The sequence below is a fragment of the Erwinia sp. JUb26 genome (assembly GCF_003751505.1).
In the GTDB taxonomy this organism is placed as follows: Bacteria; Pseudomonadota; Gammaproteobacteria; order Enterobacterales; family Enterobacteriaceae; genus Erwinia.
The window spans coordinates 97,648-104,840 of sequence record NZ_RJVB01000012.1 but is presented as its reverse complement, the minus strand read 5'-3'; the positions used below and the strand labels follow the sequence as shown (position 1 = coordinate 104,840).

At 59.4% G+C, this 7,193-nt stretch carries 5 protein-coding genes; all 5 read right to left on the bottom strand.

Features of this window, described 5'->3' with window-relative positions:
- Nucleotides 1-107: 107 nt before the first annotated feature.
- The gene (gene tssH, locus EC836_RS23640; RefSeq protein ID WP_123337750.1) at nucleotides 108-2,768 is read right to left on the bottom strand and encodes a type VI secretion system ATPase TssH; all 2,661 of its coding nucleotides are present in this window, start codon (nucleotides 2,766-2,768) and stop codon (nucleotides 108-110) included.
- Nucleotides 2,769-2,947: 179 nt separating this feature from the next.
- Nucleotides 2,948-3,439 (bottom strand): type VI secretion system effector Hcp, encoded by a 492-nt coding sequence (gene hcp, locus EC836_RS23635; protein ID WP_123337748.1) that lies wholly within the window; start codon nucleotides 3,437-3,439, stop codon nucleotides 2,948-2,950.
- A 4-nt stretch (nucleotides 3,440-3,443) separates the two neighbouring features.
- A complete protein-coding gene (locus tag EC836_RS23630; protein ID WP_123337746.1) occupies nucleotides 3,444-5,162 on the bottom strand; it encodes an OmpA family protein in 1,719 nt (572 codons plus the stop codon).
- On the bottom strand, nucleotides 5,159-5,848 hold the full coding sequence (gene tssL, locus EC836_RS23625; RefSeq protein WP_123337744.1) for a type VI secretion system protein TssL, short form: 690 nt from the start codon (nucleotides 5,846-5,848) through the stop codon (nucleotides 5,159-5,161). The genes EC836_RS23630 and tssL overlap by 4 nt, the downstream gene beginning before the upstream one ends.
- Nucleotides 5,845-7,185 (bottom strand): type VI secretion system baseplate subunit TssK, encoded by a 1,341-nt coding sequence (gene tssK, locus EC836_RS23620; RefSeq protein WP_123337742.1) that lies wholly within the window; start codon nucleotides 7,183-7,185, stop codon nucleotides 5,845-5,847. The genes tssL and tssK overlap by 4 nt, the downstream gene beginning before the upstream one ends.
- Nucleotides 7,186-7,193: the final 8 nt, after the last annotated feature.

Sequence of the window (7,193 nt, the reverse complement as noted above, 5' to 3'; positions counted from 1 at the left end):
GCTCAGGGCTTCATCGCCTTCGAAGGCCAGCACATCAAGCTCAGGCTGACACCCTCTCACCGCCAGCAGATGATGGCTGTGGCTGAATGTTATCGTGGGATTGGTGCTCATAGCCGTTCTCCCTCTGCCTCTGCCGCATCGCCATCAAATTCCATCACGATTCCGTCCTCTTCGTACCATCCGAGCATCAGCGTTTGTGGTTTACGCTTCGCCGCCATATGGCTCAGCAACTGCTGGCTCAGGACCGGCAAAATTTGCTGATTGAGCAGGCTGTCGACATTGCGCGCACCGGTATCCGGCAGCAGGCAGGCGGCGGTCAGTGCATCGTACAGGCTGTCGGCAATGTGCGTATTCAGTCCGTAATGCCGGTGCAGGCGCTTGCTCACCTGCTCCAGCTTCATCTGTACGATGGTCCGCATCGCTTCCTGATCCAGCGGACGGAAAATCACCGTCTGGAAACGGGCCAGCAGCGCGGGCTGGAAGTGGTCGCGCAGTAACGGGCGCAACAGTTCATGCAGGGTGCTTTCCGTTACCTCTGGATCGTCCTCAACTCCCTGCATCAGCAGTTCGCTGCCCAGGTTGGAGGTCATCAGGATCACCGTATTACGGAAGTCGATTTCCCGCCCTTCGCCATCGCGCATAAAGCCCCGGTCGAATACCTGATAGAACAGGTTCATCACGTCGCGGTGAGCTTTTTCCACCTCATCCAGCAGTACGATGCTGTAGGGGCGTTTACGTACCGCTTCGGTCAGAATGCCGCCCTGCCCATAGCCGACGTAGCCCGGCGGTGAGCCTTTCAGCTGCGATACGGTATGCGGTTCCTGATACTCGGAAAGGTTAATGGTGATCAGCGACTTTTCGCCGCCGTACAGAACGTCCGCCAGCGCCAGCGCGGTTTCGGTTTTACCCACGCCGCTTGGCCCGACCAGCAGGAACACCCCCTGAGGGCCGTTCTCGGTGGTGAGGCCGGTTTTGGCAGCGCGCAGGCGCTGAGCGATGGCGTTGAGCGATACTTCCTGCCCAACCACGCGTTTGCCGATCTCGTTTTCCAGGGTCAGCAGTTCCGTTTGTTCGTCTTTAATTAATGAAGACAGCGGCACGCCGGTCCAGTCGGCAATCACGTTAGCGACCGTGCGGGTGTCAACGTCCGGGGTCAGCAGCGGTGTATTATCCTGAAGCGCGGAGAGCTGCTGCTGTAGCGCAGCGATTTCCGTCCGACGGTTGACGTTCTGGCGCACCTCAAGCAATTGTGTTGTCAGCGCCAGCTCTCGCCCATACTGCGATTCCCGCTCGTCCAGCTCGACGATCAGGGCAACCTGCTGCTGCTCGATGACCGCCAGCCTGTCGCTGCGATCGCTGCCGCCGAGCGCGATATCTTCCAGCAGCGCCTGTTTTTCCACATCCAGCGCCGTGAGCTTTGCCCGGTATTCAGTCAGTGCTTCCGGTACCGTATCCAGACTCATGCGCACACGGGCTGCCGCCGTATCGAGCAGGTCAACGGCTTTATCCGGCAATTGGCGCCCGGTCAGATAGCGGCGGGACAGGCTCACCGCCGCGCGCACCGCATCGTCGGTGATGTGTACGCCATGATGTTCTGCATAGCGGGATTTCAGGCCTCGCAGCATCAGGCAGGCGGTATCGTCATCCGGCTCGTCGACCTTAACCATCTGGAAGCGACGCTCCAACGCCGCGTCACGCTCGAAATACTGCTTGTATTCGCTCCAGGTGGTCGCCGCGATGGTGCGCAGTTCGCCGCGGGCCAGCGCAGGTTTCAGCAAATTCGCCGCATCCGCGCCGCCCGCCTGGTTCCCGGCACCGATAATCGTGTGCGCTTCATCAATAAACAGCAGTACCGGCGTCGGGGACTGCTGCACCGCAGTAATAACGTTTTTCAGCCGTTGCTCAAATTCACCTTTGACCCCCGCTCCGGCCTGTAACAGCCCGAGATCGAGCGTACGCAGGCTCACCGGCTTCAGGCTTTCCGGTACGTTTCCTTCCGCAATGCGCAGCGCCAGTCCTTCCACCAGCGCCGTTTTGCCTACGCCCGGCTCACCGACCAGAATCGGGTTGTTTTTACGGCGGCGGGAAAGAATATCCACCATCTGGCGGATTTCAGTCTCGCGTCCAAATACCGGGTCGATTTGGCCTTCCCGGGCTTTGACAGTCACATCGAGGGTGAATTTATCCAGCGCATTCTGCAGTGCGGGTGACAATTCGCCGTCCTGCACCGGCGAGGATACCGCCTGGCCGACAAACTCCACCTCGCTGCCGGCGATACGTTCTTCTTCCAGCTGGACATCCGGGCGCTCATCCGACTGCGCATCCAGTAACGGGCGCAGACGTTCGATCTGAACCTGCCCCAGCGTCAGCAGCGGCCAAAGCCCATCGCAGCGCAGCAGTTTTGGTTTTCCCGCCAGCGCCATCAGCAGGTGCTGACCCCGAATCTGCTCTTCCCCGGCAAGCGAAGCCAGCAGCCAGGCTTCCTGCATCAGCACCTGAATATTTTCCGACAGCTGCGGGCGGCCGCGCACCGACCGCGGCAGATTATCCATCCAGTCCAGCAGCGCCTGCCACATTCCGTCCACATCCCACTCGTAGCGGCGCGCCAGCACGGTGAGATCCCCCTCCCCCTGCTCCAGCAGTTTCAGCAACCAGTGTTCTGGCATGATTTCCGCATGGGCGCGGGTTTGGCATAAAGAAGCCGCCCCTTCCATGGCGCGGGCACAGTAAGGGTTAAGACGACGCAGCAGAATTGCGGGATTTTCCATGTGAGTTCACTCGCTGTCAGGGACCTTCAGACACGCTACCGCCCATCGCTTTTCTTTGTGCAAAGTGCCTATAGCGCATCAGGTCGAATTTTCGGATGGTGATTTTTGCCGAGCGCCCGTGGCAACAGGCGCTCGGCAAAAACAAAAAAAGGCGGACAGGAGACCTGCCCGCCAGAGGCTTACGCGGTGGCGCGTTCGTTCCAGGAGTCGGAATGAATGATGTTGCCGTCTTTGTAGGTCCAGGTGATTTTTTCGTAGCGCAGTTCAATCTGCTCGAGGTGGTTATGCTTCTCGTAGGCCGGATCTTTAATGTCGTGCATTTTCGGCGCAACTTTCACCAGCTTCACGTTTTCCAGCTTAGTGTTGAAATACTCCACCTCCTGGCCCGCGTCGTTGATTTTGTACCATCTGAATTCCGCAGACTTCAGGGTCTGGCCGGTAGTCACGGCCTTGTACAGGTACGGCGTAGAGGAGTCGATTTCCTTGGTGAACAGGAACGGGGTATGAATGCGGGTACCGGTCAGCTTGCCGGTGTTGTTATCGGTCGGGATGTACAGGTTATGCTCCTGCGCCACCACCTCGATGCTGCCCTCACGATCCTTAACATCAACGGATCCTTTAATGTCCGCACCGCCGTCGTCCTTCAGCCAAAGATAAACAGGAATTGCCATTGAATTACTCTCCATTGTGTGGTGATACGTCATCATCCTGAGATGACGTTGGGGTTTTGCCCGGTATCTGACAGGCATCTGCCTGCGGTACCAGACTGATTTCGACACGGCGGTTGAGCGCTCGCCCTTCCGCCGTATCATTGCTCGCGATCGGGCGATTTTGACCATAGCCCTGCACCGCAAAACAGCTTTCCGGCAGATCGCCGGTGTCACGCATCCAGTTGCGTACCGCTTCGGCACGCTTCAGCGACAGCGCCTGGTTAAGCCCCGGGCTGCCGGTGTTATCGGTGTATCCGCTGATCACAATCAGCCAGCCCGGCTTCGCCCTGATGCCAACCAGGGAGTTAATCAGCATTTTGGTGGAGTCGGTTTTCAGCCTGGACTGACCGGAGTCGAACAGCGACATGCTGTCGAGGCGAACGATTTGCGGCGCGATTTCTGGCCGGGTCTCCGGTATCGGTTTCTGCGGGGCGGCTGGTGGTCTGTAGGAGCGAATCGCCGCCAAAACTGGCAGACGCAGGCGTTCCCCCCGATACAGCCCAAGCCCCAGACGCATCGGTGCGCCGTTGCGTGCCCATTCATCCAACTGCGCGGCATCCTGCTTCAGGGTTTGTACCGCCTCGGCTTTACGGGCGTGGTCGCTGCTGGCTATCCGGTAAAAGTGCTGAACATCGAAACTCAGCCGCTGCAACAGCTGGCGGTTATTCCAGCCACTGCAGGACAGTGCCACTATCGCCGCACAGGTAAATGCAGCCAGCCCGGCACGGCAAGCACGCTGGCGCGGCGTCAATCCGCGCCCCTGGGGTAACAGGGGCAAAAGAAAGTCAGGCAGCAAGCTGTAGGCGTCGGTGCTATTTTCAGACGGATACCAGCCGGTGACCTGTCGCATCGCGCTGTGCTGCCGCAGCCAGCTGATCCAGGCTGATTCCGGCAATGCTCCGGTGAGTGCAGGCCCAGCTCCCCAAACGATCGCCACAGGTAAAACAGCAGGGATATCCGGGTTTTCAGTGGTAAATACCGCGGCAACATGCTGGTTAAACCACGCAGACAGACTGCCGAAAATCGCCTGCGACTGCATAGCCTGAGCGCCATCGCTGGCAAACCAGGACGCAACGGATACGGGAGGCGATCCCTCACGCCAGACGTGGATCTCTTGATCGGCGATCGCGGTCTGCCACAGGCTTTCGATCATCATGCTGCAGCCCAGCTGGCCACTCAGCAGCAGCGGGATCGCATAGCCTGTTTCGCGGCGCAGCTGGCTGAGCTGCCAGCGCAGGGTCAGTAAACGGCCAGTCAGCGTTTCCGTGTCGCTCTGCTGCTGCGGGCAGACACTCACCATCAGCGACAGCTGGCGTCCCCAATCCGGCCGCAGCCACAGCAGATGGCGGGCAACCTGTTCCAGATCCTGCGGGTTGTCGACTCTGATCCAGCAGCCCTGTGCCAGGGTCAGCACCGGGGACGCCTGCGGCCACGGCTGCGAAAGATCGCCACATACCAGCACTACCGGCTGCCGCCAGCTGGCATCCGGCAAATTATTGAAGCGGATCGCCGCCTTATGCACTCTGCGGCGGGCAGCCAGAAACCAGACGGCTGCGATCCCACCAATGCAAATCAGCGCTAGTCCTGCCGCAGCACGAGGCGAAAGTGGCAAAAACCCGAGGCATACAACGGCACTCAGCAACGCTGACCATATCGCCAGCACGCTGCGCTGCACGGAAGTCATGGGTTAACTCCCGGCAGCAGGGTCGCCAGCATTCTTTCCAGCGATCGGTCCAACCCCCACCAGAGCACAACGAGGACCAGTACACTCACGCTGATACGCACGGGCCAGGATGAAAAACCGGATCCAATCCGGCTCGACGAATGGACATTTTCTAATACCGGATGGCCATAACGAACGGTAAAGGGCGGAACCTGCCCGCTCAACGCGCTGACCAGCTGTTCACGCTGCGGATCGTTCAGCGTGCGATAGCTCCCGAGAAACCCCAGCAGCATCACCCGGTGAAAGCAGGTTAACACCGCCGCATCGGGCCGGGGTTCACGCAGCACGGCGCGCATGCGGTCGCACAGCGTATCCCCCGCCTCAATGGTGCCAAGAAAATGCCCCTGTAGCGGCATGTCATACCACTGCATGCAGGCATCATCCTGCACGCCACGGCTTTTTACCGCCTCATCCAGCAGGGCACAGTGCGCAGTAAGAATATGCTGACAGCTGGCCTCATCCAGCCCGGCTGCCTTCAGCGACAGCTGTACGCGTTCAACGTCCGTCACGCAGCGCTGCCAGAGAAGGTGGCCTTCTCCGTCCTGAAATTTTGGCCCGTGGCGCAAGCTGATAACCTGCAGCCAGGTATCCTGAAACAACCCATCAATATCGATGGACGAGCCCGATCCACGTTTGCTATCGCTCATGTTCTGAGTACCGCATAGAGTTCAAGTTCAGGCTCGCCCAGCGTGCCCGGCGTGTAGAACATACAGTTGCCGCTCTCCAGCATTTCCCGCGCGGCAGGATGGGAAAGATCCAGTGAGAAATACTGGTTTTCCAGGCGTAGCGGGATGGCGGCAGGAACGTGACTGAGCGGCCTAAGCGGGATCCCCTGACGGGATGCGTTGACCAGGCTGGTGACATAATCCGGGCTGCCGACCTTACACTGGCGCGGGAACTGCTCCAGCAGCTGCGCCACCGGTTGAGATGAACGCACCGAAAGGTAGTAATCTGCCCCATCACGCAGGCGTGGATCCTGCAGGCGTGCCAGCCACTGATGCATACGCTTATCGTGACTGAGTTCAATCGCCACCACGCGCGATGGCAGGCTAGCCTCCAGCAGGTCGTTCAGCAGAGCAAACAGTGGCGGAAACACCTCATTGGGCCGTTCGTGATGCCAGGGGGGAATCGCCCCGCTCTGGTGTTCCAGGGAGAAGGTCAGCAGGCTGCCAGCCAGCCGGGCAAGTTCAGGGTACAACCGCTCCGGTGCACTCTGTGGAAACTGCAGAAACTGCGCCAGCACCGGCTCGGCCCCGTTAAGCGCATTCAGCAACCAAAACAGTGATACGTCAGCGACGGCGAAATCCGCCATTCGCGCGTTACTTTCGCGACGCATGGCCATCAGCCTCGTCAGGCGAGCGCTCAGTTGGGTCATCAGTTGATCGAGCTGTTGCACTAACCAGCGGCTGCTTTGCAGGGTGAGCATCGGCGGCAGAAAGCTGTCATCCAGCGACCACAGCCCCTGCGAATCCTGACGCAGGCGCGCCACGGCACAGGTGAGATAGTCACTGTTGTTTTGATGGGAAAAACGCAGACAAAGCTCGTGCTGCATCACCGCAATCTGACGATCGTCATCACCGTACTGGTTTCGAATATCTCGCCAGCGCTGACGATAGCGTACCGGTCGTTCGGCAACTTCTTCGGGTTTCAGGCAATTGTTGCCGTTGGCCCGCAGCAGCGGTAGCGCAAGCAATACTAACGTTTCATGCTCTTCCCCTTCCAGCGGTAACACCGGGGGAAGCGCATCGGCATTGTTGGTGTCAATTAATGTTCCGTCCTGGAAGCGAATGTGCAAACGGCGGGCCTGCAGGCGGCCCAGCGTCAACGCATCATCTTCGAATGAGGCCTCTATCACGCCCCAAGGATGGCACAGCCCCATGCGGGCAATACATTCTGCAGACCAGGCCGCGTTAGCTGCCTGCTGTTGAAAATGCTGGGGCGAGAGCATAATGCCCCGGCCCCATAACGGTTGTTCCGTTCTCATTCAACGCC